Consider the following 22,612-nt stretch of genomic DNA (forward strand, 5'->3'; position numbering starts at 1 on the left):
CGCTCTTTTCGTAACGGCGACATGAGCACCGAACTCTCGTACCTCAGCGCCAAGCCGAACCTGAAGCCGGGATCAGAACCGCATTTTCCATGGCCACCAGCCCTTTTCCGATCTTGGGAGGCCAGACCCCACTGGCGACCGCCTGAGCACGAACATCAAAACGGGCGTTCATATCCGCGTAAGGCCAGATATGGACCAGGCGCGGTCTGCCCTCGATCGAAATCATGCCGCATAGCAGCGGAGAAAGCTCCAGACGATGCGGGACAGCGGCCGCGAAAGCCTCTTCCACATCCCCTACCTGCCCAACCTTCAATTCATAGCAGCGCCATTCATAGATGCTGCCATGCTGTCCGGCCGGAAGTAGCGGAGATATGACGCGCCAGGCAGTCACATCAATGCTTAGAAGCGCATCTTCGGGCAGAACCGACAAAAGATCAGGGCGCCCGTCGAGGAGCTCGGCATAGCTGTCAGCCGTACGGAACAACACGACACGGTTCAACACACCGATTTCACTCACCCAGACCGCAACCCCGGGCCGACCGGTTACGACAGAAACCACCTGCGGCACCTGAGCGATGCGGACATCAAGAACAATCGTTTCTGCGTAACCCATAACGTACCTGCGCCTTACTTACCGCCCTGCCGGGCCGCCACAAAGTTTTCCAGCCAGTGGATCGTATAATCCCCCTTCTGGAACGATGGATCTGCAAGGATCTTCTGATGCAGCGGAATGACCGTCTTCACACCGTCGACCACACATTCGTCCAATGCACGCCGCATGCGGGCAATGGCCTCTGCGCGGGTCGGAGCATGCACAATCAACTTGGCGATCATGCTGTCGTAATACGGCGGGATGCGGTAGCCAGCGTAAATGGCGCTGTCCATACGAACACCCAGCCCACCCGGAGCATGGAACACCTTGATCGTGCCAGGGCTCGGCATAAAGGTTTCCGGATCTTCCGCGTTGATACGGCACTCGATCGCATGACCGGACATTTTGACGTCGGCCTGCGTATAACCAAGCGGCTCACCGGATGCGATGCGGATCTGCTCACGCACGAGATCGACGTTACAGACCATCTCCGTCACCGGGTGCTCGACCTGAAGACGCGTATTCATCTCGATGAAGCAGAACTGCCCGTCCTGATACAGGAATTCGAGCGTCCCAGCATTGCGATAGCCCATCCGCGACAGAGCCTCAGTCGCCGTACGGCCGATTTCCTCACGCTCGGCATCCGTCAGGGCCGGTGAACCGGCTTCTTCCAGAAGCTTCTGGTGACGACGCTGGAGCGAACAGTCACGCTCGCCGAAATGCACAACATTGCCATGCGCATCACCGAGAACCTGAAGCTCGATGTGGCGCGGGCGATTGAGGTACTTCTCGAGATAGACCTCGTCATTCCCGAAGGCCGCACGGGCTTCGGCACGGGCCACCGACCAGGCTTCCTCGATGTCGGCAGCGGTCATCGCGACCTTCATCCCGCGTCCGCCGCCACCGGCGGCAGCCTTGATCAGGACGGGATAACCAACCTTCTCGGCGACGTCGCGGGCCGCCTGAAGATCCAGCAGAGCGCCGTCGGAGCCCGGGACCAGAGGCACGCCAAGCGCACGCATGGTCGTCTTGGCCGTGATCTTGTCGCCCATCGTGCGGATATGCTCCGCCGTCGGTCCGATGAACGCCAGACCATGCTCTTCCACGGTCTCGGCGAATTCAGCATTTTCCGACAGGAAGCCATAGCCTGGGTGAATGGCATCCGCCCCCGTGATCGTGGCAGCCGAGAGAATGGCGGCAACATTCAAATAGGAGTCGCGTGCGCTCGGCGGACCGATGCAGACGGCTTCATCGGCCAGACGCACATGCATTGCATCCGCGTCGGCCGTCGAATGTACGGCAACGGTTTTGATGCCCATCTCGCGGCAGGCGCGCTGGATCCGCAGCGCGATCTCACCACGATTGGCAATGAGGACCTTGGAAATCATTACTCGATGATCGCCAGCGCTTCGCCGAACTCGACCGGCTGACCGGATTCGACAAGGAACTTCGTCAACGTACCGGCGCGCGGTGCCTTGATCTGGTTGAAGGTCTTCATGGCTTCAATCAGCATAATCGTCTGACCAGCGGCCACCGGCTGGCCTTCAACGGCGAACGGAGGCGATGCCGGATCGGGGGTCAGATAAGCCACACCAACCATCGGGCTCGGAACCATGCCAGGATGCTTGGCCGGATCTGCAGGCGCCACGACGGGAGCTGCCGTAACCACGGGAACCGGGGCAGCAACGGCCGGAGCAGCCCCCTGAACCACGTTCACGGTGCGAGCCACGCGGATCCGGCTGTCAGCTTCGGAAATCTCGATTTCGGTCAGGCCAGTTTCCGTCAGAATATCGGCCAATGCCCGAATGGCATCCTTGTCCACGAGCATACGGCTCATCCTTCGTCTTCGATCATGTCGGTGATTGCCTGAAGCGCGTGCGCGTATCCCCTGACGCCGAGGCCGCAGATCACGCCGATGGCGGCCTGCGAGACGTAGGTGTGATGCCGGAACGGCTCCCTGCGATGGATATTGGAAATATGCACCTCGACCACTGGCAGCTCGACGGCCAGAAGCGCGTCGAGCAGGGCAATCGAGGTATGCCCATAAGCAGCAGGATTAATCACGATTCCGTCTGCACGGCCGCGACATTCCTGCACCCAGGACACAAGCTCACCCTCTCCGTTCGTCTGGCGGAAATCAATGGCGACATCAAGCCGTTCGGCAGCCTGAATACACACCTGCTCGACATCGTCGAGTGTGGCATGGCCATAGATTCCGGGCTGGCGGAGACCCAGCATGTTGAGGTTCGGACCGTTCAGAACGGTGATCAGAGGGCGTTTCATCTGGCCGCGCGATAGCACTTTCGGAGCCGTCATGAAAGCGTCATTGCCCTATTGCTGCCGTGTTCGGGGTGTCAAAAACGGGACAGGGCCGCATTTTTGTGCTATCCGGCAGGAATCAAGCCCGTCCCGTTCACTGGAGAAGAACCTGATATAGTGCGCTTTGAGCTACCTGCCCTTCGCAAACCCTTCCGTTTCATCCCGCTGCGTAGCATGACGTTCGCCCTCGCCCTCGCGGGGCTCGCCAGCCACCACCCGGCACAGGCCAACGACGAGTCTGCTCTTGATGGAACCCCAAGGACAAGCTGGGCGGACTCGGTCCGGGCCGCACTCGCCAAGCGGGCACATCTGGCCGCACACACATGGTCACAGCACGGGGTCGCCAGCTGGTACGGACGGCATTTTCATGGACGGCACACGGCCAGTGGCTCGATTTTCAACACCAATGACCTGACGGCGGCGCATCCCTCCCTGCCAATCGGTACAAAACTTCTCGTGACGTCACAGGATACGGGCCGCTCCGTGGTTGTGACGGTAAACGATCGCGGCCCTTTCAACAGCCGCATCATCGACCTGTCCCACGCCGCCGCAGCCCGGATCGGTATGCTCGGTGCGGGAACGGCCCACGTCACGATTGCAAAAATGGCGGATGTCTCCCCCGCCATACACCCCGCAACGGAGACGGAAGTCGCAGAAGCGCCCCCCGAAGATACGAGTGCGCAAGCCATTCAGGCCGCAGATCCCGCTGCAACGGCTGTGCCCCGCTCTCCGGCTTCAACGCGTCAGGTTCCACATCATCATCGTTAAAAGCTGATGCCAAAGCAGACATCAGGGCGAATTCAACCGCCCTGACGCCGCTATATCGAATTCAGACAGAAGCCGCCTGCGGCGATATCGCCTGACTCTGACCGGCGCGGGCCTCAAGACTGGCATTCAGCTCTGCACCAAACAGCACGACATAGGCGCTGACGAAAAGCCACATCATGATGGCCGCAACCGCACCAAGAGGCCCATACGTCGCGCCATAGCTCGCGAAATGCGCCACATACCAGGAAAATCCGAGCGACGTTGCTACCCATAGAACCGTCGCCAGTGCCGATCCCGGAAAAATCCACCGCCACTTCGTATGAACCCGGCACGGTGCGAAGCGGTAAAGCAGCGTCACGGCTATGAAGACGAATAGCAGCATGAGAAGGGGCGCCAGCGTATGCACCACCATCGGTGCCCCGTAGGACAGCAACAGATCAATCGGAAACGGCGGATCGCTCAGAAAGCTGACATGCCGTGGCAGGTAATCCACGAGAGCAGGCGCGGCTACCATCAGGGCGAGGGTCAAGGCAGCCCCCAAAATAGCCATCAGCGTCGTGGAGAATGCCAGCGCTTGAAATTTGAAAAAGCTGCGCGTTTCCTGCGCGTTATACGCCATATTCAGGGCCGACAGGATTGACTTCGTGCTGGCGGATGCCGACCACAGTGCAACGGAAAGCGAAAAAATCAGTCCAATCGTAAGAGAGGAATGAGGCTGGGAGATCAGTTGATGGATCCTGTCTCCGATAAGCTCATAAGCCGAGGGCGGCAAAAGATGACGTAGAACCTCAAGTTGAGGCTCGACGGTCTGAAGATCAAACGCCAGGCCATACAGGGAAATCAGGCTGGAGATCGCCGGAAAGAGAGACAGCGTAGCATAGAATGCACACCCTGCTGCTGACAGTGATGTCTGGCTGGAGCCAACTTCCGCGAAAAGGTGTCTAGCGACGACGCGCCAGGCGGCATGATGAAGTCGATCGGGTGACAGGGGAACTGCCGGGTCATCCGCGGCCGTCACAGCGCCGGATTTTCTAGGCTCGGTCGATCCCATCGGTTCCGGATCGGAACCGGAAAGGGTCGCGGACTCGGTTGTCAAACTCACGCAGGGTGTCCTCGGCAGTTTCCTGTTGGGGCAGCGGGTGGCGTCCAATCCGAAAAACGGATGCTTTCCGGACTGGTCCGACCAGTTTGGTACGATACGAGCCAGTACCTACGCGAAAGTCCCCTCCCGCGTTCCGAATTTGCCCTGATTCACCTCTCCAATATTGCCAAAAGCATCACAATGCAAAATTATCAGTTGCACGACAGGGGATTTGGTCCCATATGCCGCCCTCACGCAGCAACGCACGTGCCACTGGCCCTCTAGAGGTTACGCAACGACGTCAAGCGTTCTGGCCTTCAGGAATCCACCCGTTACGGATTCCCGCTATTCGCCGGTCCGTTCGACCGTTTCGCAACACACTCGCAGGGCGATGTCGTTCCCTGACGAGTCTGGTTCTGGGAATTGAGTGTCATGACTCCCAAAATCACCCGTTTCCTTGCCGAGCAGCAGCCGGCAACCCCTTGCCTCGTCGTCGATCTCGACGTGGTGGAAACGCATTTTCACGCCCTTCATCATTCCATGCCGGAAGCAAAAATTTATTATGCCATCAAGGCGAACCCAGCACCGGCGATCCTGAACCGCCTGGTTGCTCTCGGCTCCTGCTTCGATGCCGCTTCCATCGCGGAAATCCGGATGTGCCTCGATGCAGGCGCCACACCGGACCGCATTTCTTACGGCAACACGCTCAAAAAGCCCGAATGGATCTGTGAAGCCTACGATCTGGGAATCCGGCTGTTCGTCTTCGACAGCATCGAAGAGCTCGAAAAGCTGGGCCAGCATGCCCCCGGCGCGCGTGTCTTCTGCCGTCTTGCCGTCGAAAATGAAGGTGCCGACTGGCCCCTGTCACGCAAATTCGGGACCACGCTGAAACACGCACGCGCACTCATGCTGCACGCACGGGATCTGGGACTGAAGCCTTACGGGCTCTCCTTCCATGTCGGCAGCCAGCAGACCGGTGTCGCGGCCTATGACCATGCCATCACCAAGGCGGCAGCCCTGTATCACGACCTGCGCGCACAGGGCGTGGATCTCGGAATGCTCAATCTGGGCGGGGGCTTTCCGACGCATTATCGCGAGAACGTGCCATCCGTTCAGGACTTCGCCGATACGATCCACGCTTCCCTGACAACGAACTTTCCCGACGACGCACCCGAAATTTTACTGGAACCCGGTCGCTACATGGTAGGACAGTCAGGCGTGGTGTCCAGCGAGGTCATTCTCGTCAGCCGCCGAGGCGGTGCTGCGAGTGATCCGCGATGGGTCTATCTGGATATCGGCCGCTTCGGTGGTCTGGCGGAGACCGAAGGTGAAGCCATCCGCTACACGTTTCGGACATCACGCGACGCAGAGGAAGGCACCCGCTCCCCATGTGTCGTCGCCGGCCCGAGCTGCGATGGCGTGGACATCATGTACGAAAAGAACCGCATCACGATGCCGGATTCACTCACATGCGGCGACCGGATCGAAATCCTCGCTACCGGAGCATATGTCTCCACCTATTGCTCAGTCGGGTTCAACGGTTTCCCGCCACTGACCGAATATTACATCTGAAAATGCGTCTCCGGCTCTTTCGGGAGCCGGAGGAAACACGCTTTACCCAATCTGTTTCCGTACATCCTGGTCTGGACGCAGCGCAGCGGCCTTCCGATATGAAAAGAACAGGCACGTTCGCCTGTCATCCAGATTGAGGACGTTTTCATGAAGCTCAGCGCACGCAATCAGCTTCGCGGCCGTATCACGTCGATCACCAAAGGCGCGACCACATCTCACATCACAATTGACATCAACGGTGTCATCATTACGAGCGCCATTACCAACGAAGCGGTCACAGATCTCGGCCTCGAAATCGGCAAAGACGCCTATGCCGTGATCAAGGCCTCCAGTGTCATGGTCGGCGTGGACTGATCATCCGGCCGACCTGTCAGCAACATTACTGGAGACAGCGACTACAGGCCGCCCTGATATCCTAGGGCAGCGAGAAGGTCGTCAGCCGAGATTTCCAAATTCAGACATGCCAACCAGCAGAAGCCGCCAACCCCAACAGCCAGCAAAAGCAGACAGACCGTCATATGTTCCAGCTCTTCAAGGCGTGGGCGGCGCATGACAGCCGCGCCGTGCAGACGGCGCACCCGCAGCGGCGACATCAGTGCATCACCCGATCTGTTTCCGGCATCATGCTTTTCCCAAGCGGACCATTGTCCTGAGGCCAGAGGACGCGCATCCGTGACGGGCTGACCGACCGCCAGCGACTAATAGATGACAGCGCCCCTCCTCCGGAAATGGTTTTCTCGTCGTGCACCAGCGCCCTGGGCAACCAGTGCCCGGCGCCCGCCAGGCAATCCGCCAGCAGGGTCAGTGCCATAGCCAGGCATCCCTGCACGAAACGGTCCGGAAACGCTTCGGCAAGAATGACGAAGACTTCCCGCTGCCCCTCATTCTGGGCAGCAACAATTCCTTTCAGAAACCGCTCTTCAAGCGGCGTGAGAGACTGCATGCCAGGTGCATTCACCGTCAGCAAAGGCCGCTCCGCAAGTCTCAGATGATAGGTAGCATCCGCGAAGGCCCCCTCGGCTGCATCAAGAGCAGGGCGGAAACAGGCCGGAAACAGGCCGTCCGTCGTTTTTGTCTCGGGGCAGTTCGGAAGCCGGTAATGACTGACGAGGCAGCGGATGCTCCACAGTGCGAGGCGTTCGCAGCAGCATAGATCGGACAGAGAAAGCGACAGCCGTGTCATGGGAAAACTCCGAATCAGCAGAACCGGAGTCACCCTAATTGAGAATGATTTGCAATTACAACCTAAAAAGCATCCTGCGGGACACGAAGCCGCTCTCCCGCAGAAACCTTTCGTCAGTGATGATGATGCCCACAATGGCCGTGATCATGGTCATGACCACCGGACTCTGAAGCACGCGGCGCGGTCTGGCAGTGATGGCACGCCACCCATTCCGCATCCCCGTCCAGATAATGTTCCTTTTTCCAGACGGGCACGCGATGCTTGATCTCGTCGATGATGTAACGGCAGGCGCGAAACGCGGCATCCCTGTGAGGTGCGGAGACCCCGATCCAGACCGCCACGTCCCCGACCTTCAGACTTCCCGTCCGGTGCATGGCCACTGCCTGGCTGATTTCGAAACGTTCCAGAGCCTCAGCGACGATGCGCTCGCCCTCAAGCTGCGCCAGTGCCTCATAGGATTCATACTCAAGACCATCCACTGGACGGCCCTCATTCCTGTTGCGGACCCAACCTTCAAAGGTGCAGAAGCCTCCCGCTTCGGCCAAATGCAGATCTTCACGCAGCATGTTCAGATCCACGGGCGCAGACGCCATCCGAAAGCGGCTCATCCTCCCGTCACCGGCGGGATGAACACGATATGGTCCCCATCCTTCAAAGCCTGCGTCCAAGGTGCGAAATCCCCGTTGATCGCCACGCGCAGCCTGGAGGCCTCGAACGGGAACGCATATGTCCGGCGCAACTCCTCATAGAGCGGCCCTGCGGTTGCGGACTCCGTCTCGATTACCTGCTCCCGCATTCCGGCCAGCTCGCGAAGCTGCGCGAAGTATTCCAGTCTCACGCTAATCATGGTCCCTCCCGTCTGATCGTCGAGACGCCGGACCGCGTCCTCACGATCCTGCGGCGTATTGATGTTGTCGAGCGCACCCCGGACATGCGGCTCCAGAAGTTTGGTGGGGCTGTTGATTAGAAGACTGCGGGGACAGAGCCGCCCCGTCTCGACCTGATGGGCGAGGCGGTCCAGCGCTTCAGGCTCCCAGATCGCACAGAGTGGTTCCGGCAGACCATCATGTTCACTGCGATACGCCACTGCGACGGATTGCCCGTCCCGTTCCACAATCAGGTTTTTCAGTGTTCCGCGGTCCAGCAGCGGCAGATCACAGGCGAGCACCAGCCAGGCGACGCCCGGAAAAGCCCGATGAGCCGAAAGCAGCCCCGCAGCGGGACCATCGATCTCGACGGCATCCACAATCTGCGGAAAACCTGCACGGAGCGGCTCAGCCGCCTGATCCGGGCGCACGGAGACGAAGCATTTTTCAACCAGCGGCACCATCTCATCGAACGCCGCCTGAAGCTGCGGCAGACCGTGATAGTCGAGCGCCGCCTTGTCCGTTCCCATACGCCGGCTGACGCCGCCCGCCAGAACCAGACCGTACAGGGGCATCATCCCTCGATCCTCTGGAAATCCCGCTTGCCACCTGCCTTGCCCATCAGCCGCACGTCGCGAATGATCATGTCATGGGACATCGCCTTGCACATGTCATAAATGGTCAGCGCGGCCACGGAAGCGCCAGTCAGAGCTTCCATTTCCACGCCCGTCCGCCCCTTGCAGGACACGCGACAGTCAATCACGGCTTCGTCGCCCTCGATCGTGATGTCCACGCGACAGCCACTGAGGGACAGCGGATGACAGAGCGGGATAAGCTGCGATGTGGATTTCACACCCATGACGCCCGCAATCTGCGCCACCGTCAGAACCGCGCCCTTGGCCGTCATGAACCCGGCCTCAGACAGGGTACGCGCCATCTCCGACGGGAAAACCAGACGCGCCTGGGCATGCGCGCTCCGCTCTGTCACGTCCTTGCCGCTGATATCCACCATGCGCGGATCCTCGCCGCGCTCGTTGACATGGGTCAGCGTTTTCATCGTGTTCGATCTCCCGGTCCGACTGCCGTTTCTAACCGCCGATATAATTCATCTCGATGCGGCGGCGTGCTGGCGCATCCGAAGACGCGGCCCGCTCCTCACTATACCGGTCCGTCCGCTGGCGCCACACCTCGGCCAACAGCGCACGAAGAGCGGCATCATCATCGCTGCTGCGCAGCAGCGTCCGCAAATCGGTCCCTTCCGAAGCGAACAGACATGTATAAAGCTGCCCTTCCGACGACAGGCGCGCCCGTGAACAGTCTCCACAAAACGGGGCAGTCACCGAGGAAATGAACCCGACCTCTCCGCCCCCATCGCAGTAGCGGTAGCGACGGGCAACTTCCCCGCGATACTGGGCATCGACAGGTTCAAGGGGCCACAGGGTCTCAAGACGCTCAAGCAGCTCACGCGACGGAACCACCTCAGCCCGCTCCCAGTGATTGCGCGTTCCGACATCCATATATTCGATAAACCGCAGAACCACGCCACTATGACGGAAACGCTCCGCCAGAGACTCCACGCCTTCATCGTTCAGCCCGCGCTGGATAACGGTATTGAGTTTCACCCCGCCGGAAAACCCTTCGGCTGCGGCACTGTCGATCGCCTCCAGAACAGGGTCAAGCTGCGCACGGCCACCGCTCATCCGCGCGAAAACCGCGGGATCCAGACTGTCGAGGCTGACCGTCACGCGATTCAGTCCTGCTGCCTTCAGCTCCGCGACATGACGTTCCAACAGAACACCGTTCGTCGTCAGCGCGATGTCTTCCACCCCATCAATGGAGGCCAGCCGTGCGACAAGCTCCGGGAGTTTCGGACGCAGCAGAGGCTCCCCGCCAGTCAGGCGCAACTTGCGGACCCCGAGCGAAACCGCCACGCGCGCCACGCGCTCGATTTCGTCGAAGCTCAGGCGCTCCTTCGGTTCCAGAAAACGGAAATGCTCGTGATAGGTCGCTTCCGGCATGCAGTACGGGCAGCGGAAATTGCACCGGTCCATGACGGAAATCCGCAGATCATGCAGCGGACGGCCATGAACGTCGGTCAGAGCGGAAACATCCTTACCAGCCATGAAACAACGCGACTGTTCCACGCGGCGCCATACCCTCTCCGCGCGGCAGCTCCACAAATCCATCCGTCGCCGCAAGGAAACTGAAATCGCCCGACGTCGGCATTGGATAGGGTATCGCGACGGCCTGACCCGTCTCATCATGCCCGACCCTAACCGGCAAAAAACGCGTCAGTGTCGGGATCAATTCGGCCTCAGCCTTAAGTCTGACAGCATGGGTTTTGCCCCGGCACAGCCCCTGCCCCGCCAGAAGCATGGGCATGACGTACCGCACTCCACAGGTCGTGGCGGAAACAGGATTGCCCGGCAGACCGAACACACGTTGCCCCTCTGGCCCGACACCGAACCAGAGCGGCTTGCCCGGACGCTGCGCCACCTTATGAAAAACCCGCTCGACACCGAGTTTGGACAGCGCTCTGGGAACATGGTCGAACGCCCCCATCGAAACACCGCCGCTGAGGATCAGCACGTCGTGTCGCGAAAGCTGTTCCCTTAAGGCGGCCATCATCAGCGGGAGGTCATCCGGCACGACCGAACGCTCGATGCAGTTGAATCCCCGCGAAAGAAGCGCGCCGGTCAGGGCATATTCGTTGGAACGCCGGATTTCCCAGTCGCGCACCGGACCACCCACGTCCACGAGTTCATCGCCGGTCGCCACGATGCCGATGGAGGGAATTCGTGAGACCGAAACCTGCGCATGTCCATTGCCTGCCAGAACCGCAAGCGCTGGCCCGTCCAGCCGGCGGCCGCCCGACAGCAGTTCCGTTCCCGCCGCGCAGTCAGAACCGCGACGATGGATGAACTGACCCTGACGCGGCTCATACCCGTCTTCAAAGCGCACCATGCGCCCGTCGCGGACTAGACGCTCAACCGGGACGACCGTATCGGCCCCTTCAGGCAGGACCGCGCCCGTCATTACGTCGAGACAGGCGGCCCCTTCAGGCAGCGCCTGCCCCGGCGCACCCGCACGCTGTGTGCCATGAGAGAGCAACGGCAGATCACTTCCGTAGCGGAATGCGATGCCGTCCATCATGACGCGGTCGTAAGGCGGCTGCGCCCGTTCGGCCCGGATCGTCTGCTGGAGAACGCGTCCGGCCGCCATCTCCAGATCAACCGTCTCCGTCCCGAAGGTGCCGGCATAACCCAGCACCAGTTCCATGGCCCGTGTGACGCTCAGGAGATCGCTCATTACCGCTCCGGTCGTGGTCTCTGTCCGCTGGCTGGAATGCCGAAGCGACGTTCCCTGCCGATATAGACCCGATGGCCCATGGATCAACAGCCCGTAACGGACAGGGTATGTCATAATCGTCTTTGACGTTACCCTTAAGTCCTCAAAGAGTATCAGGACCCCTCCATGACGGCCGCCGTACAGTTCTCTCCTCTTCCCCAATGGCCGGATTACGGCCTGACTGACGATCTGCTTCCGGCGCTGGAGCGCTGGGCTTCAGCAGGAAAACGCGCAGCCCTCGCGACGCTCGTCCAGATCGACGGGTCGTCGCCCCGACCGCTCGGCAGTGAGATGGCAATCTGCGAGGACGGCGACGTACAGGGCTATGTGTCAGGGGGGTGCGTTGAAGCTGCCGTCCGCACCGAAGCTCTCGACTCCCTGCGCGACGGACAGCCTCGTATGCTCGATTACGGTGCGGGCAGCCCGGTTCTGGACATCCAGTTGACCTGTGGCGGCCGGATCGGGATTTTCGTACGTCCCCTGCCGGATCTGGCCGCTCATGTGACCACACTCCAAACTGCGAGAACACGCCGTCACGCCATAACGCTCATAACGGATCTGCAAACGGGCGACATGAAATTCCAGAACGGCGCAATCCCCACGCCATCAGACCCTTCCGTTTTCTGCCGCCACTACCTGCCACCCATCAGGCTCATTCTCTGTGGCGGAGATCCCGTGACGCTCGCTACGCTGTCGCTTGCGACATCCATGGGACTCGAAACTTTTCTGCTCCGCCCCGGCGGCCCACATGATCCACCGTCCGGCCTGCCCCCGGAACGCTATATCCGCGGCAATCTGGACACAGCGCTAACAAAGCTCAGGCTCGATCGCTGGACAGCCGTCTACAGCCTGACACATGACGCTGCCCAGGATCTGGCACTAGCAGCACACGCCCTACACTCCGAAGCCTTCTGCGTCAGTATCCTCGGAAGCCGACGAAAAATTCCTGACCGGATCGAAGCGCTTCAAGCCGGAGGGATCTCCACGGAAGAGCTGACACGCCTGCATCTGCCCGCCGGGCTCGACATCAATGCCCGAAGCCCGATGGAGATCGCCCTGTCCATACTCGCCCAGATCACGGCGACGCGTCCCCGATGATGAAACACTCTGCCCTGCTTCTGGCCGCAGGGGGCAGTACACGGCTCGGGCGACCCAAACAGCTTCTGACAATCGACGACATCCCTCTGGTACGATACGTCGCACAACTTCTTCTGGCGACAGATCCGGAGCAGTTGGTCATCGTGACAGGCGGCGCGCAGGAGGGTGTCAGCAAGGCGCTTGAAGGTCTGGACATCATCATGACCCATAATGCTCACTGGGAAACCGGCATGGCATCCTCGCTCGGATGCGGTCTTCAGTCACTGAAGAAGGATGGAGCCGCCCTTCTCATTGCGGGGACAGACCAGCCCTGCCTGCGGGAAGCGCATTTATTCGCTCTTCTGGATCAGGGCAAAACCGGAAAAGACGCCATAACGGCTTACGGGGCGGAAGGACGGGGCATCCCCGTCCTGCTCACCGCTGCCACGCAGCGCCATATCGGGGATCTGCGGGGCGATACCGGGCTTCGCCAGATCTGGAAAAATGCAGGGAGCGCCCCTGCGATAGTGAGCGCTCCGGAACTCGCCTTCGATATCGATACGCCCGAACAGCTTGAGACAGCCGTTCGGAACGGATGGATCGACGAAAGCTGAAAACCCAGGCTCAGGAAACCCGATGAATCCAGCCATGGACGTCATTGCTCCGGCCACCCTGCACATCCGTCAGGGTCTTCTTCAGCATCTGCGACACCGGTCCCGGCGTCACACCATCACCAAACACCGCTTCTCCCGAGGGGCGGACAAATTTTCCGATCGGAGAGAGCACGGCCGCCGTTCCACACGCAAAGGCCTCGGTATATTTGCCCGCATTCGCGCCGGCGAAGAGTTCGTCGATCTCAATCGGCTCCTCGACAACCTCGATCCCCTGATCCGCAGCAAGCTGGATGAGGCTGTTACGGGTAATGCCACGCAGGATCGTACCTCCAAGCGGCGGGGTAACGATCTTGCCGTCCTTGCGGACGAACATCACGTTCATGCCCCCCATTTCCTCAACGAAGCGACGTTCGCGCGCATCAAGGAACAAGACCTGATCACAACCCTTCTCCTTGGCTTCAGCCTGCGCGACCAGACTGCCAGCATAATTACCGCCGCACTTGGCCTCACCCGTACCACCAATGGCAGCGCGCGTGTATGTCTCGGAAACCCAGACGGAAACGCAGCCCGAACCGAAATAGGCGCCAACAGGACAGGCGATGACAATGAAAAGATATTCCGTGGCGGGCTTCACGCCGAGGAACACTTCATTGGAAATCATGAACGGACGCAGATAGAGGCTCTGCCCGTCTCCGGACGGCACCCAATCCTGATCCACACGAACCAGTTCGTCTACCGCCTGAACGAACAGATCTTCCGGCAACTCGGCCATGCCCATACGACGGGCGGACGCAGCAAAACGCGCGGCATTGGCTTCGGGACGGAACGTGGCGACATGGCCGTCCTTTTCACAATAGGCCTTCATGCCCTCAAAGATTTCCTGCCCGTAGTGCAGAACCGTGGACGCAGGATCGATGCTGAGCGGTCGGCGGGCGGTAATCTTCGCATCGTGCCATCCCTTTTCCACCGTATAGCGAATGATGGCCATGTGATCGGTGAACACCCGCCCGAAGGACGGGCTGGCCAGAAGTTCCGTCCGCTTCACGGGATCGGTCGGGGTTGCGGTCTTTTCAATGAGGAAAGGCGTCATGAGGTCACAGCTTCCGGTAAGATCATGGTCTCGAAAAAATGGCGAGCGCAATGTGGCACAGGATGCACGCTCTGGCGATATCGGAATAAGATGATTATTAAAACATATTGATTATAATTTTATTATTTTTATAGGTAATTTTTAGCAATTTATCTGTTCTAATTCACTATGCACGCCGCCCCTAAAAACCGGACCAGATTTTAGAAGCCTAAATTATTATTGCTTTTCGATATTATCGTTTTACAATAAATAAAGAGACTATCGCCGTATGGAGAATCCATGATCCGCTCCGACCCCGCCCTCCCGACGACCCGCACTACAGCGGAAAGCATCTCCGTCCTGTTTCACATCCCGGCGGGCATCTCCGTCCTTGTGGCGGCTGGACATGTCTGCGCTGCCCTGCAGAATAGTCTGCCCTCATTCCTGACGCACTGGATCGGATGGCAGTTTCTGATGAGACCGTGGCAGGATCTGTCGACGATGACGCATCTGGGACGCGCCTTCCAGGATATCTGCCAGGCTGTCATTCTCTACCGGATCGCAGCCCTCGTGTTCGAGTGCCTTCAGGAAAAGATTTTCACGGCCACCAATGTCCGTTCCCTTCGCCTCATCGGCTTTGCGGGTCTTGCAAGTCTCGGGGTACCTTTCCTGTCGGGTTTTGTGCAGGGGGTCATGGGTTTCCCAGCCAACACGCCTTCCACCCATGCACCATTTTATGACGTCGAGACTTTTTCGGATCTCGGGCTGGTCGCACTGCCTTTTGTCATGGCGTGGATTTTCAGCAAGGGGCTGGAACTGCGTCGTGAACTGGACGACGTGGTCTGACCTACGGACGGTTTTCAGCAACCGGACATAAAAAACCCCGGCCATCTGGCCGGGGTTTTTCTGTTCGCAAAGTCTGACGAATCAGCGCTTGGAGAACTGGAAGGAACGACGTGCCTTCGCACGGCCGTACTTCTTACGCTCGACAATACGGCTGTCACGCGTCAGGAAGCCGGCAGCCTTCAGAATACCGCGCAGGCTCGGCTCGTAATACGTCAGCGCACGGGAGATACCGTGACGGACGGCGCCAGCCTGACCGGACAGACCGCCACCAGCGACCGTGCAGTACACGTCGAACTGGTTGTAACGATCAGAAATCAGGAACGGCTGCGTGAGGAGCATACGCAGAACCGGACGGGCGAAATACGTCGTGACCGGACGGCCATTGACGATGATGTCACCCTTGCCAGGCTTGATCCATACGCGGGCCACGGCGTCCTTACGACGGCCGGTTGCGTAGGAACGGCCCTGGGCGTCACGCTTGACTTCGTGAACCGGGGCAGCGTTGGAGGTAACGGCAGGAGCAACGCTCGCAAGGTCCTGCAGCGTGCCGGTGCGCTCTTGGGTCTCGGACATGATACAGGCCTTACGACTCGTGGGTTACGGTGTTCTTGCGGTTCATCGCAGCAACGTCCAGCTTGACGGGCTTCTGTCCGTCATGCGGATGCTCGGAACCGGCATAGACATACAGGTGCTTCATCTGGGCGCGCTGCAGAGGACCACGGGTGATCATGCGCTCGACGGCCTTCTCGACAACTTCACCCGGGTTCTTGCCCGTGAGACGCTGCGTGATGGTACGCTCCTTGATACCGCCCGGGTGCCCCGTGTGGTAGTGGAACAGCTTCTGGCCGACTTTGTTGCCCGTGAGGACAACCTTTTCCGCGTTGATGACGACGATGTTGTCGCCGCAATCAACATGCGGAGTGAACTGCGGCTTGTGCTTTCCGCGCAGGCGGGTGGCGATGATGGTGGCGAGACGGCCGAGAACGAGCCCTTCGGCGTCGATCAGCACCCAGTTCTTCGTCACCTCCGCTGGCTTCAGCGAACGTGTGGTCTTCATTGATGACATTCCAGCTTGGGGCGCGGAATAAAGCCGCGCCGTGGATGGCGCCCGTCGCAAAAGCAATGTCGAAAAGACACCGCCCCCGCGGCAAAGCGGATCAGGTGGCGCCTTATTGCCGTCTCCAGCGTCCGCGTCAAGCCCCGTTTACATATTGAATTATGTGATTCGCAGCAGTTTTCCGCCATTTTCCGCTATGCGGTATCATTTTACCGCAACAAATTCGACGTCCGCATTGCCCCATGTCAGGACAATGATATTCTGACGCGGCTCAAAGACCGTTTACGCCCGACACCGTGCGGGACCGTTTCAGACAGGAATATCAACGTGAAAAGACCCTGGCTCACGACGAGCCTGATCTCGGTGATCGCCGTCATCGGCGTCGCCGGCGTTCGTCACGAAGCTCACATGGAGGTTATCCGCGGCCTGTCGAGCTTCCGGGCCGCCCTTCCTCCCGGCACGACTTTCACCTACAGCAGCGCGACGCCGGCAATCCTGTCGCTGGGCGCTACCCTGACCGACATCACCCTGCGCGAGGGCACCACAACCTTCCGCGCCACCCGGATGCGGCTCGGTCATCCCCGTCCTACGCCGGATGGTGGAATTTCAATCCGGACAGTTGAAGTGCGTGAGCCTTTCCTCCAGACGCCGGGCCAGATCATCCACGGCACATCCCTGAGCCTGCGACAGCTCATTCTGCCTCCCTCCCTCCCGGCGCCTTCCCAGGCGTCCTCGTCAGGATCCGCACCGCATTCCCGCATCGATCTTGGCCACGTCGCTCTCGCCCACGGACAGATCAACCAGCTCTCGATCCAGAACCTGACCGCGTCCTCTTCTCCCGGCCCAGTCAATATCCACAGTATTTTCGCAAGCAATATTGTCGTGGACAATTATGGTCCGGCACTCGTGACCTCGGTTCACATGGCCGGCGGGACACTCGCTTACGAACGGACCGTAAAGTCACACGTCCCCTTTCCCGGCCAACTGCCCGGACCGCAGATCATAAGCGGCCAGGCCAGCCTCGAGCGAGGCGACCTGCGACAGAAGGATCTCGCCGCGCAGGTTGCCGCGATGTGGGAGGGGCAGCGCATGCCTTCCCAGACCCTTCCACCAGAAAGCCTCAGCCTGCATAATTTCAGGCTGAACATGCCATCAGGAACGGCGCGTCTCGATGATCTGCGCGGAACCGGCAATCTCGACAAACAGATCGCAACCCTGACGCTGGACCTGAAAGGCCTCCACTTCAGAAGTGATCGAAAACTTCCTTTCCCTGTCAACGGGACGGCTTCGACCGCGCATTACACTCAGGTGACGGATCTGGGCGTCCACACATCACACACGACGACAACCCTGACGATCCCGGATTTTGCGGCCATGAAGCTCGATCTTGTGATCAGCCGACCTTCGGCTCTGGGCAGCCCGTCCACCCCACAGGAAGTCCTTCAGGCCACAACACTGAAGTCGGCAACGTTCTCCATTCAGGGCGACAGGTTTATCGACACCGGCTTTACGCTGTCCGCTCGTCAGTCGGGCAGAGGCACCACTGCCGAGCAGATCCGTGCGCGGACGGCACAGGCACTCCAGGCCGTTCTGTCTGTCAATCCGGCGCTGACAGCCATCCCGGACTATGTGACACGCCCCGCCAACCGCACCCTGACACTGACCTATGTCCCCGTTAACCCCACACCGCTCACGGTCCTGAACGATATCGGGGCCTCTCCTCCCAGCCTGATGGCGCTGGTGGCCTCACCCGACCTGAAGGCATCCGTACAATGACCGACGACGCCAGAGTACGTCCCCCGTCGCTCTCAGACGGCCCTGTCTGCATCATTGGGGCAAATGGTCGGTCGGGCTCAGCCCTGTGCCGCGCCCTTCTTGCTGAGGGACAGCCGATCATCGCGGTGGTGCGGAGTCAGGGTACGCTCGCACCAGACATCGCGCAGGCCTGTCAGGCCGTGCGCATTGCCGACCTCACGCAGACCGATACCCTTCCACTGGCCTTCGAAAATGCGGCCATCGTGGTCAACACGGCCCACGCCCGACATCTGCCTGCCATCCTTGCCGCCACCACGGCCCCCGTCGTCGCCCTGGGCAGCACACGTAAATTCACGCGCTGGCCCGACGATCACGGACGCGGGGTCCTCGCCGGGGAGTCTGCCCTGAAACAGGACGGAAGGCCTTCCATCATTCTGCACCCGACCATGATCTATGGCGCACAGGGCGAAGACAATGTGCAGCGCCTTGCCAAACTTCTGGAGCGACTGCCAATCGTGCCGCTTCCTGGGGGCGGCAGAGCACTCGTGCAGCCCATTGACCAGCGGGATGTGACACGCTCCGTTGTCGCCGCCATCCATCTTCTCCGGAACGGAGAAGTTACCGGACCTGAAAGCATCGTGATCGCTGGTCCGACGGCCGTCGCATACCGGACTTTCGTCCGCATGGTGCTTTATTTTTCGGGACTTGGCGGGCGGCCGGTCATCTCTCTGCCAGGCTGGCTGCTCAGAGCACTGTCTCCCGTAACACGCCACATTCCCGGCCTGCCGAAAATCGCGCCTGAAGAAATCAGGCGTCTTCTGGAAGACAAGAATTTCGACATCGGTCCGATGGAAAAGCGCCTAGGAATTACTCCCGTGCCCCTCGCCAACGGGCTGCATACCCTGTTCGGGGCCCGCTCCCATGTGAAGCAGGACACCTGAACCACGGTCTTCAGTTACGGGAGTAAACGTCCTCAATTCGGACGATATCATCCTCGCCAAGATAAGGGCCGGACTGAACTTCAATGAGGGTCAGAGGAATCCGGCCCGGATTTTCCAGCCGGTGCACACAGCCAAGCGGCAGATAAACGCTTTCATTTTCACGCACCATGATCTGGTCGGCGTCACGCGTTACAAGCGCGGTGCCGCCAACGACCACCCAGTGCTCGGCGCGATGGAAATGCTTCTGCAGGGAGAGTTTCTGGCCCGGCTCCACCACGATCCGCTTGACCTGGAAGCGATCCGCCTGGATCAGGCTCTCATAAAATCCCCAAGGCCTATACATACGATTATGGGCCGCCGCTTCCTTGCGTCCCGCCTTCTTGAGGCGGCTGACCATATGTTTGACGTCCTGCGCACGGTCGCGATGCGACACCATGACCGCATCCTGCGTCACGACCACCACGAGGTCCTCGACACCGGCAACTGTCGCGACGATCCCGTCAGAGCGGACATAACAGTTGCGCGTGCCGTCAAGAAACACATCTCCGAACGTGGCATTGCCTTCCGCATCCTTGGGCGACAGATCCCACAGAGCATCCCAGCTTCCGATATCTGACCAGCCGAATGTCCCCGGCACAACGGCCGCACGCTTCGTACGCTCAGCCACCGCATAGTCCACCGAAATATCCGGTGACTGCCGGAAACTGGCATCGTCCAGCCGGTCGAAGTCGAGATCACTTTTACGGTTCAGCACCGCCTGCCCGACATGCGAGTGGATAGACGGCTCGAAAGCCTCGATCTCGGACAGGAACACATCCGCACGGGTGACGAACATACCGGAGTTCCAGAGATAACGGCCATCACGGAAGAACGTCTCCGCAGTTGCCAGATCCGGCTTCTCAACAAAACGCGAAACTTCGAAAACGCCGTCAATCCCTGACAGTAACGCGCCACTCTCGATATACCCATAACCCGTTTCAACGCGTGTCGGCGTCATTCCGAAGGTCACGATGCGTCCGTCCGCAGCGGCGGTCACAGCCTGTTCAAGCGCGGAATACAGGGCAGCCTCGTCGGTAATCGCTGCATCCGCAGCCATGATCCACAAAACGGCATCTGGATCCGTTTCGGCCACCAGAAACGCAGCGGCAGTAATGGCAGGAGCGGAATTACGCCCGACAGGCTCCAGAACGATCCGGGCATCATCAACGCCGACATCACGCAGCTGCTCAGCCACGATAAAGCGATGCTCCGCGTTACAGATGACGATCGGCGCCGCCAGCCCCGCACGGGCGCCCCGCAGAGCGGTCTCCTGAATGAGGCTCCGTTCCGTCAGGAGAGGCCAGAACTGCTTTGGATAGCTGCTGCGTGAAACGGGCCACAGGCGGCTGCCTGATCCACCGGAGAGAATAACTGGGACGATCTTCTGGGACATGAGAGGCTTACGCTTTTATCCACGAGACGGGGGCCATGCGGCCTGCCCAAAGGACCGGCACCATACATCAGGGGCGCAGCCTTTCCAATTCACGCGCAGTCGGCCTGTCGGGATCCGACCCTTCCCAGACAAAACACGCAACCTTTCATAACGTACAGAAGCACAGACAGAGCATGTTGACTGCATACGCGCGCGAAGGTTTTTCTGTGTCCCCAGACGCAGGGTATCCGCCGCCGATGGAGCAAGCACATTCATGAAACAGACCCTATTCTCCTCAGGCATCCTTCTGGCGCTTCTCGGTTACGCGGCCTTTTCGATCAGCGACGCATGTTCAAAAGGCCTTGCCGGGCACCTTGATCCGTTCGAGGTCGCGTTCTCAGGCGGCATATTCGGATTCCTCCTGCTGCCGTTTATCCGGCGCCCGGACGAGCCCTATTCCGATATCTTTGCAACGACACGACCGGGCATGTGGATCCTCCGAGCGGTATCCACTTTTGTCTCCACGGCCGCCAGCGTCATGGCTTTCATGCTGCTGCCCATGCCGGAAGCCCTGTCCCTGATGTTCCTGATGCCCTTCTTCGTCACCATCATTTCGGTGACGTTCCTGAAGGAAAAAGTGTCATTCTGGACATGGCTGTCCGTCGCCGTAGGTTTTCTGGGCGTCCTGATCGTTCTGCGCCCCGGAGCGAGGACTTTCCACCTCGGACATGTCTGCGCCATCCTCGCCGCTCTTGCCAATGCCGCAAGCGTCGTGGCCTACCGGCTGGCAGGAAACGGCAGCGCCCGCCTGTCCCTGTTCGGGTCGAGCCTGTTCGGCCCCCTGATCGGCGATGGACTCCTTATGATCGCCCATGCCTCATGGCCGCATGGGGCCAAAGCCTGGATCATCCTGTTCGGTTATGGATTTCTCGCAGCCCTGGGGCAGCTTTTCATGATGATGGCCACAGCCGTCGCTCCGGCAAACCGGGTCGCACTGCCCCAGTACAGCCAGATGGTCTGGGCGGTGGCATTCAGCTACCTGCTGTTTCACCAGCCTCTGGATAACTGGACGTTCGTCGGGATCGTGATCGTCACATTGTCCGGAATGCTGAACTGGATCCGGCAGAAACTGCGCTTTGAACGCATGGCCCTGGAAGAGCGCTGGGAACACCGGCACGATCATGCCAAAGCCGCAAAGCCTTAGGATCGACAGACAGCGTTTTAAATCTGGAAAGGATTGCTGGGGCGAATGACGGGGATCGAACCCGCGACAACCGGTACCACAAACCGGCGCTCTACCAACTGAGCTACATCCGCCACACAGCGACGCACTCTCTAGAGGATTGTCGGGGCTGTCGTCCAGTCCCCTGATGTATTTTTTTTCATTACCCTCGCACCATCCGCCCGAATCAGATGACCGGGATACCTCCTGTGATGGCGATCATCGTGCCCGAAACACAACTCACCTCAGTCACCTGCAAGAAAAACGCAGACTCCCGACAGCTCGGCAGGCTGGCCCAGACACTTCATCGGCGTATCGGCGCCAAACCGTTCCACATGCTCCGGCTCCATTATCGGCGGACTCAGCAGCGCGGCCAGCAGCCAGGCGCGCCATGCGGAACGTGGCTCACGCATTGATATCAAATGTCCTGCCCCATTCCTCATCACTGACACCTGCAAGCGACGGACGTTCGATCAGGAATGCAGCGTTGTTCACGAAAATATCGATCCGTACGAACTCCGTGACGGCATATCCGATTCCGGAGTCTTCGCCAGTAATGATGGCGATCCTCCTGTGCAGCAGATCATGACGACATAGCTCTGCTCCCCACGATCAGGACGCGGCGTTGCCCGGGATGCCTACCCCGGAATCCGATCCCGAGGCGACATCCTGAACGCCAGAAACGGATAGTTGGGCAGAGATTATACTCCGGAAACAGTGAGGGACAGCCGACGTGCAACTCACCGGAACCTCGGGATATTCAAGCCGCAGCAATGACGTCGTGTTTCGGCCCGGCCGCTATCCGCACCTTCAATCCTGAGGTCAACCGAGCTAGACTGTAGGTCTCATTGCCGCGCCGGGCCTGAATACGTCGCACCCCGTCACGCCCTG

26 protein-coding genes and 1 tRNA gene are annotated in these 22,612 nt (G+C 59.8%); 9 read left to right on the top strand and 18 right to left on the bottom strand.

The genetic code is table 11. The features are described 5' to 3' along the window. Nucleotides 1-43: 43 nt before the first annotated feature. Genes GKA01_RS11455 through aroQ form a run of 4 tightly spaced genes read right to left on the bottom strand, consistent with a single transcriptional unit; the run spans nt 44 to nt 2,875 of the window. Nucleotides 44-613 carry an NIPSNAP family protein gene (locus tag GKA01_RS11455; RefSeq protein ID WP_146863118.1) on the bottom strand — a complete coding sequence of 190 codons (570 nt, stop codon included), beginning with the start codon at nt 611-613 and terminating at the stop codon, nt 44-46. Between the two features lie 14 nt (nt 614-627). Next, entirely contained in the window at nt 628-1,980 is a 1,353-nt protein-coding gene (gene accC / locus GKA01_RS11460; protein WP_146863121.1) for an acetyl-CoA carboxylase biotin carboxylase subunit, read from the bottom strand. Next, a complete protein-coding gene (locus tag GKA01_RS11465; RefSeq protein WP_146863124.1) occupies nt 1,980-2,429 on the bottom strand; it encodes an acetyl-CoA carboxylase biotin carboxyl carrier protein in 450 nt (149 codons plus the stop codon). Before GKA01_RS11465 ends, accC begins: the two co-directional genes overlap by 1 nt. Next, a complete protein-coding gene (aroQ, locus tag GKA01_RS11470; protein WP_041112562.1) occupies nt 2,426-2,875 on the bottom strand; it encodes a type II 3-dehydroquinate dehydratase in 450 nt (149 codons plus the stop codon). Before aroQ ends, GKA01_RS11465 begins: the two co-directional genes overlap by 4 nt. Before the next feature lie 153 nt (nt 2,876-3,028). Between aroQ and GKA01_RS11475 the strand changes: the two genes are divergently transcribed. Continuing rightward, on the top strand, nt 3,029-3,679 hold the full coding sequence (locus GKA01_RS11475; protein WP_146863127.1) for a septal ring lytic transglycosylase RlpA family protein: 651 nt from the start codon (nt 3,029-3,031) through the stop codon (nt 3,677-3,679). Between the two features lie 61 nt (nt 3,680-3,740). Here the strand turns inward: GKA01_RS11475 and GKA01_RS11480 are convergent, their stop codons facing one another. Continuing rightward, nucleotides 3,741-4,781: a YihY/virulence factor BrkB family protein gene (locus GKA01_RS11480; RefSeq protein WP_244289208.1), complete on the bottom strand. Its 1,041-nt coding sequence runs from the start codon at nt 4,779-4,781 to the stop codon at nt 3,741-3,743. 411 nt (nt 4,782-5,192) lie between these two features. On the opposite strand from GKA01_RS11480, the gene GKA01_RS11485 reads away from it, so the two are divergent. Together GKA01_RS11485 and GKA01_RS11490 are read left to right on the top strand one after the other, a co-directional pair. Then, on the top strand, nt 5,193-6,332 hold the full coding sequence (locus GKA01_RS11485; protein WP_146863130.1) for a type III PLP-dependent enzyme: 1,140 nt from the start codon (nt 5,193-5,195) through the stop codon (nt 6,330-6,332). 147 nt (nt 6,333-6,479) lie between these two features. Next, nucleotides 6,480-6,686 (top strand): TOBE domain-containing protein, encoded by a 207-nt coding sequence (locus GKA01_RS11490; protein ID WP_146863133.1) that lies wholly within the window; start codon nt 6,480-6,482, stop codon nt 6,684-6,686. 41 nt (nt 6,687-6,727) lie between these two features. Here the strand turns inward: GKA01_RS11490 and GKA01_RS11495 are convergent, their stop codons facing one another. The 7 genes from GKA01_RS11495 to GKA01_RS11525 form a co-directional block, all read right to left on the bottom strand. Further along, nucleotides 6,728-6,925 carry a hypothetical protein gene (locus GKA01_RS11495; protein WP_146863136.1) on the bottom strand — a complete coding sequence of 66 codons (198 nt, stop codon included), beginning with the start codon at nt 6,923-6,925 and terminating at the stop codon, nt 6,728-6,730. Continuing rightward, a complete protein-coding gene (locus GKA01_RS11500) occupies nt 6,925-7,515 on the bottom strand; it encodes a hypothetical protein (RefSeq protein ID WP_194265886.1) in 591 nt (196 codons plus the stop codon). Before GKA01_RS11500 ends, GKA01_RS11495 begins: the two co-directional genes overlap by 1 nt. A gap of 113 nt (nt 7,516-7,628) precedes the next feature. After that, on the bottom strand, nt 7,629-8,123 hold the full coding sequence (locus GKA01_RS11505) for a molybdenum cofactor biosynthesis protein MoaE (RefSeq protein ID WP_146863142.1): 495 nt from the start codon (nt 8,121-8,123) through the stop codon (nt 7,629-7,631). Next, the gene (locus GKA01_RS11510) at nt 8,120-8,959 is read right to left on the bottom strand and encodes an NTP transferase domain-containing protein (protein ID WP_146863145.1); all 840 of its coding nucleotides are present in this window, start codon (nt 8,957-8,959) and stop codon (nt 8,120-8,122) included. Before GKA01_RS11510 ends, GKA01_RS11505 begins: the two co-directional genes overlap by 4 nt. Further along, complete coding sequence (gene moaC / locus GKA01_RS11515) at nt 8,956-9,438, bottom strand: cyclic pyranopterin monophosphate synthase MoaC (RefSeq protein WP_146863148.1); 483 nt, start codon at nt 9,436-9,438, stop codon at nt 8,956-8,958. Before moaC ends, GKA01_RS11510 begins: the two co-directional genes overlap by 4 nt. Before the next feature lie 31 nt (nt 9,439-9,469). After that, the gene (gene moaA, locus GKA01_RS11520) at nt 9,470-10,504 is read right to left on the bottom strand and encodes a GTP 3',8-cyclase MoaA (protein ID WP_146863151.1); all 1,035 of its coding nucleotides are present in this window, start codon (nt 10,502-10,504) and stop codon (nt 9,470-9,472) included. After that, on the bottom strand, nt 10,494-11,690 hold the full coding sequence (locus GKA01_RS11525) for a molybdopterin molybdotransferase MoeA (protein WP_146863154.1): 1,197 nt from the start codon (nt 11,688-11,690) through the stop codon (nt 10,494-10,496). The genes moaA and GKA01_RS11525 overlap by 11 nt, the downstream gene beginning before the upstream one ends. Before the next feature lie 165 nt (nt 11,691-11,855). On the opposite strand from GKA01_RS11525, the gene GKA01_RS11530 reads away from it, so the two are divergent. Both GKA01_RS11530 and GKA01_RS11535 read left to right on the top strand, forming a co-directional pair. Next, on the top strand, nt 11,856-12,827 hold the full coding sequence (locus tag GKA01_RS11530) for an XdhC family protein (protein ID WP_146863157.1): 972 nt from the start codon (nt 11,856-11,858) through the stop codon (nt 12,825-12,827). Further along, the gene (locus tag GKA01_RS11535) at nt 12,824-13,420 is read left to right on the top strand and encodes a nucleotidyltransferase family protein (RefSeq protein WP_228120043.1); all 597 of its coding nucleotides are present in this window, start codon (nt 12,824-12,826) and stop codon (nt 13,418-13,420) included. Before GKA01_RS11530 ends, GKA01_RS11535 begins: the two co-directional genes overlap by 4 nt. A gap of 10 nt (nt 13,421-13,430) precedes the next feature. Here GKA01_RS11535 and GKA01_RS11540 read toward each other — a convergent pair whose 3' ends face one another. Continuing rightward, nucleotides 13,431-14,510, bottom strand: a complete 1,080-nt coding sequence (locus GKA01_RS11540) for a branched-chain amino acid aminotransferase (protein WP_146863160.1) — start codon at nt 14,508-14,510, stop codon at nt 13,431-13,433. A 279-nt stretch (nt 14,511-14,789) separates the two neighbouring features. On the opposite strand from GKA01_RS11540, the gene GKA01_RS11545 reads away from it, so the two are divergent. Next, the gene (locus GKA01_RS11545) at nt 14,790-15,335 is read left to right on the top strand and encodes a DUF2975 domain-containing protein (protein WP_146863164.1); all 546 of its coding nucleotides are present in this window, start codon (nt 14,790-14,792) and stop codon (nt 15,333-15,335) included. 81 nt (nt 15,336-15,416) lie between these two features. Here GKA01_RS11545 and rpsI read toward each other — a convergent pair whose 3' ends face one another. Together rpsI and rplM are read right to left on the bottom strand one after the other, a co-directional pair. After that, nucleotides 15,417-15,908 (bottom strand): 30S ribosomal protein S9, encoded by a 492-nt coding sequence (rpsI, locus tag GKA01_RS11550; protein ID WP_062028979.1) that lies wholly within the window; start codon nt 15,906-15,908, stop codon nt 15,417-15,419. 10 nt (nt 15,909-15,918) lie between these two features. Then, nucleotides 15,919-16,392 carry a 50S ribosomal protein L13 gene (rplM, locus tag GKA01_RS11555; protein WP_011252036.1) on the bottom strand — a complete coding sequence of 158 codons (474 nt, stop codon included), beginning with the start codon at nt 16,390-16,392 and terminating at the stop codon, nt 15,919-15,921. Nucleotides 16,393-16,719: 327 nt separating this feature from the next. Here rplM and GKA01_RS11560 point away from each other — a divergent pair, with 327 nt between their 5' ends. Next, nucleotides 16,720-18,168, top strand: a complete 1,449-nt coding sequence (locus tag GKA01_RS11560) for a hypothetical protein (protein ID WP_146863167.1) — start codon at nt 16,720-16,722, stop codon at nt 18,166-18,168. Next, entirely contained in the window at nt 18,165-19,088 is a 924-nt protein-coding gene (locus GKA01_RS11565) for an SDR family oxidoreductase (RefSeq protein ID WP_146863170.1), read from the top strand. Before GKA01_RS11560 ends, GKA01_RS11565 begins: the two co-directional genes overlap by 4 nt. A 10-nt stretch (nt 19,089-19,098) precedes the next feature. Here GKA01_RS11565 and GKA01_RS11570 read toward each other — a convergent pair whose 3' ends face one another. Then, on the bottom strand, nt 19,099-20,520 hold the full coding sequence (locus GKA01_RS11570; RefSeq protein WP_146863174.1) for a mannose-1-phosphate guanylyltransferase/mannose-6-phosphate isomerase: 1,422 nt from the start codon (nt 20,518-20,520) through the stop codon (nt 19,099-19,101). 253 nt (nt 20,521-20,773) lie between these two features. Between GKA01_RS11570 and GKA01_RS11575 the strand changes: the two genes are divergently transcribed. Continuing rightward, a complete protein-coding gene (locus GKA01_RS11575; RefSeq protein WP_146863177.1) occupies nt 20,774-21,703 on the top strand; it encodes a DMT family transporter in 930 nt (309 codons plus the stop codon). 37 nt (nt 21,704-21,740) lie between these two features. Here GKA01_RS11575 and GKA01_RS11580 read toward each other — a convergent pair. Together GKA01_RS11580 and GKA01_RS13875 are read right to left on the bottom strand one after the other, a co-directional pair. After that, nucleotides 21,741-21,816, bottom strand: a tRNA-His gene (locus tag GKA01_RS11580). 150 nt (nt 21,817-21,966) lie between these two features. Further along, the gene (locus GKA01_RS13875; RefSeq protein WP_228120044.1) at nt 21,967-22,134 is read right to left on the bottom strand and encodes a hypothetical protein; all 168 of its coding nucleotides are present in this window, start codon (nt 22,132-22,134) and stop codon (nt 21,967-21,969) included. Nucleotides 22,135-22,612 lie beyond the last annotated feature (478 nt).

Source organism: Gluconobacter kanchanaburiensis NBRC 103587 (genome assembly GCF_007988905.1).
Classification (GTDB): Bacteria; Pseudomonadota; Alphaproteobacteria; order Acetobacterales; family Acetobacteraceae; genus Gluconobacter; species Gluconobacter kanchanaburiensis.

Coding starts and splice junctions, on each gene's coding strand:
- GKA01_RS11455 (WP_146863118.1), bottom strand. CDS start 613: ATGGGTTACGCAGAAACGATTGTTCTTGATGTCCGCATCGCTCAGGTG.
- accC (WP_146863121.1), bottom strand. CDS start 1,980: ATGATTTCCAAGGTCCTCATTGCCAATCGTGGTGAGATCGCGCTGCGG.
- GKA01_RS11465 (WP_146863124.1), bottom strand. CDS start 2,429: ATGAGCCGTATGCTCGTGGACAAGGATGCCATTCGGGCATTGGCCGAT.
- aroQ (WP_041112562.1), bottom strand. CDS start 2,875: ATGAAACGCCCTCTGATCACCGTTCTGAACGGTCCGAACCTCAACATG.
- GKA01_RS11485 (WP_146863130.1), top strand. CDS start 5,193: ATGACTCCCAAAATCACCCGTTTCCTTGCCGAGCAGCAGCCGGCAACC.
- GKA01_RS11490 (WP_146863133.1), top strand. CDS start 6,480: ATGAAGCTCAGCGCACGCAATCAGCTTCGCGGCCGTATCACGTCGATC.
- GKA01_RS11495 (WP_146863136.1), bottom strand. CDS start 6,925: ATGTCGCCGCTGCGGGTGCGCCGTCTGCACGGCGCGGCTGTCATGCGC.
- GKA01_RS11500 (WP_194265886.1), bottom strand. CDS start 7,515: ATGACACGGCTGTCGCTTTCTCTGTCCGATCTATGCTGCTGCGAACGC.
- GKA01_RS11505 (WP_146863142.1), bottom strand. CDS start 8,123: ATGAGCCGCTTTCGGATGGCGTCTGCGCCCGTGGATCTGAACATGCTG.
- GKA01_RS11510 (WP_146863145.1), bottom strand. CDS start 8,959: ATGATGCCCCTGTACGGTCTGGTTCTGGCGGGCGGCGTCAGCCGGCGT.
- moaC (WP_146863148.1), bottom strand. CDS start 9,438: ATGAAAACGCTGACCCATGTCAACGAGCGCGGCGAGGATCCGCGCATG.
- moaA (WP_146863151.1), bottom strand. CDS start 10,504: ATGGCTGGTAAGGATGTTTCCGCTCTGACCGACGTTCATGGCCGTCCG.
- GKA01_RS11525 (WP_146863154.1), bottom strand. CDS start 11,690: ATGAGCGATCTCCTGAGCGTCACACGGGCCATGGAACTGGTGCTGGGT.
- GKA01_RS11530 (WP_146863157.1), top strand. CDS start 11,856: ATGACGGCCGCCGTACAGTTCTCTCCTCTTCCCCAATGGCCGGATTAC.
- GKA01_RS11535 (WP_228120043.1), top strand. CDS start 12,824: ATGATGAAACACTCTGCCCTGCTTCTGGCCGCAGGGGGCAGTACACGG.
- GKA01_RS11540 (WP_146863160.1), bottom strand. CDS start 14,510: ATGACGCCTTTCCTCATTGAAAAGACCGCAACCCCGACCGATCCCGTG.
- GKA01_RS11545 (WP_146863164.1), top strand. CDS start 14,790: ATGATCCGCTCCGACCCCGCCCTCCCGACGACCCGCACTACAGCGGAA.
- rpsI (WP_062028979.1), bottom strand. CDS start 15,908: ATGTCCGAGACCCAAGAGCGCACCGGCACGCTGCAGGACCTTGCGAGC.
- rplM (WP_011252036.1), bottom strand. CDS start 16,392: ATGAAGACCACACGTTCGCTGAAGCCAGCGGAGGTGACGAAGAACTGG.
- GKA01_RS11565 (WP_146863170.1), top strand. CDS start 18,165: ATGACCGACGACGCCAGAGTACGTCCCCCGTCGCTCTCAGACGGCCCT.
- GKA01_RS11570 (WP_146863174.1), bottom strand. CDS start 20,520: ATGTCCCAGAAGATCGTCCCAGTTATTCTCTCCGGTGGATCAGGCAGC.
- GKA01_RS11575 (WP_146863177.1), top strand. CDS start 20,774: ATGAAACAGACCCTATTCTCCTCAGGCATCCTTCTGGCGCTTCTCGGT.
- GKA01_RS13875 (WP_228120044.1), bottom strand. CDS start 22,134: ATGCGTGAGCCACGTTCCGCATGGCGCGCCTGGCTGCTGGCCGCGCTG.